The following is a 2,200-nucleotide window of genomic DNA, read 5'->3' as shown; positions in this document are numbered from 1 at the left end:
CATACCCATTATGCACGCCCGTACACGAAATTCCTGACAGTCCCGGCGACATCAGTCGCACTTCGTTTCCTCGTGCTGCAAAAAGTCGCCCAAGATGGTGAGCGCCGCAGTATGCTTCCATAGCAATGATGCACGCTGGCATCTTGCCGACAAACTCAATGAGCGTCTGACGTCGCATCGTTCGGCGGACAATCACCGCACCTTTGTCATCAACTCCGACAACGCTGCAGCTGTTCTTTCCAACGTCGATGCCAAGTATCGAAATCGTCATGATCTGGCTCCTCTTCCTTCAATGACGAGACATCATACTCGATGTTCTCGGAAGGGCGGGCCATCCCATAACCAACAAATTGGCGGAAAGAGCGACGCTCTTGCCTGCCTGGGAAGCCCTTGATTGCGCACCCAGCCAAGCCAAAGGCGTGGATGCACTGTCCGCATCATGCGAATCATGCCCCATGATTCGTTTGCAAATCCACTGCAGGCTAGGGTGCGGCCTGTCCAATGCGGGAGCGCGCCGGTTCACAATGCCGTGTAGATGCCGCCTACACCCCAGCATCGCTTTGGAAGAAGAGACATCGTGGCTCATTCTCATCGCCAACGGTTGCCGGCAAGTGCCGCCAGGTCGACTTGGATGAGCGGCAACGTGGCAAATAGCTGAAAACACATCGCTCGACTGGCGCCATGGCCTGTCGCACGCGAAAGTGCCAAACAACCAGCAACGTGAATGAGGACAACCAGAATGATGCAGGCGAAACAGCGGTCTAGCCCCGTAAGCAATAGGTCACTCACCATTGTCCACCACTTCGCCAGAATGGTATCGAAGCTCATTCCCGGGTCGGCTGGCGGGTGGGCCGTGCCGATCTAAAGCACTTTTCCCGCTCGCAATCCTCATCTGCATTTTCGGGACGCTCTCGATAGCCGTTCCTCCTTCCTGGCGCATCGTTTCCGTGCTGGTCAAAATTGAAATCACCGTCCTCCTCAGCATTTTTACCTTTCATTTGCTCGCATATTCATTAACAAAGCGGCTGGTGGGCGCACGGTGCACTATTGGCGGAACCCCCCGTTTTGCCACGCACGAGGAAAGTGCTTTTCACACGAAATCCCAAACTGGCCTGATCATCGGCCGCGACAGCAATAGCGGAAAATTCCTGCGCTATGATGGACCTGCACATCTGCTTACGATGGCCTCAGCCAGGACTGGCGCGGGCGCAAATACAATCATCCCTAATCTGTTGACCGCCAATCGCCCCGTGGTGTGTATCGACCCCAATGGTGAGAGCGCCCACGCCACCGGTGCGGCCCGTCGCCAATTTGGAGCGGTCCATGTTCTCGATCCGTTTGGCATCACCAACCTACCAACGGCAGCGTTCAACCCTCTACAGGCGCTCGATCTGCTGAGTGCCGATATAGCAGAGGATGTCAGAATATTAGCCGATGCGCTTTTCGTAGACGAACCGGATACCCTCGGTTCCGTGCGTTGGGATAGCGAGGCCAAGGAATTGGTGACCGGCCTGATCCTGATGATCCTCGCCGTTGAACCACCCGATCGCCGGCACCTGTGCACGCTGCTTGAATATTTCCGCCTGCCGAAAGAGCAGTTCGAAAAACTGCTCTTTCGGATGCAGGAAACGAAGGACTGCGATGGCCTGATCGCCAGCATCGCTAGCCGCCATCTTGGCTATCGTCCTGGCCACGCACTCGCTGCCATCTATCGCGCCCGATGCCAAATCAGAATCTTGAGAAACGCCAACATTGACGCCGTGTTCAAACATTCGACGTTTTCGTTCGCTGAACTCCGCAGGGAGGCTGCAACGGTGTTCCTCGTCCTGCCATCCGATTGTTTATCGACCTACTCTCGCTGGCTTCGCCTTCTCATTTCTCAAAGCGTCATCGAAATCACGAGATCTGAACAGAAGCCACAGACGCCGGTTCTTTTTCTACTCGACGAATTTGCATCTCTTGGCCAACTGATGCCTGTCGAGAGCGCGATGGAGACCAGGAGCGGATCTGGCATCCAACTCTGGCCGATCCTGCAGGACGCACGTCAACTCCGTGCCGTCATTCGCCGCAATACGGACACTTTCATTTCGAATGTCGGGGTTCTCCAGATATTCGGCATCAGCGACCAAGACACAGCATGCCTCGTTTCAACTTGGCTCGGTCAAGAAACTACCGATTTCCAGGTCCGCAGCCTCGACAT

General features: G+C 55.4%; 1 protein-coding gene and 1 pseudogene. One reads left to right on the top strand and one right to left on the bottom strand.

All coding sequences use genetic code 11. From position 1 onward, the window contains the following. Nucleotides 1-271 (bottom strand): annotated as a pseudogene (locus PDO_RS28805) (IS110 family transposase); the annotation flags it as partial. 520 nt (nt 272-791) lie between these two features. Here PDO_RS28805 and PDO_RS13645 point away from each other — a divergent pair. Continuing rightward, a partial coding sequence (locus PDO_RS13645; RefSeq protein WP_007602577.1) for a type IV secretory system conjugative DNA transfer family protein occupies nt 792-2,200 on the top strand: 1,409 nt, incomplete at its 3' end.

The organism is Rhizobium sp. PDO1-076 (genome assembly GCF_000247475.1).
Taxonomy (GTDB): domain Bacteria; phylum Pseudomonadota; class Alphaproteobacteria; order Rhizobiales; family Rhizobiaceae; genus Allorhizobium.
The sequence above is the reverse complement of the archived record's forward strand: the minus strand, read 5'-3'. Positions and strand labels throughout refer to the sequence as shown.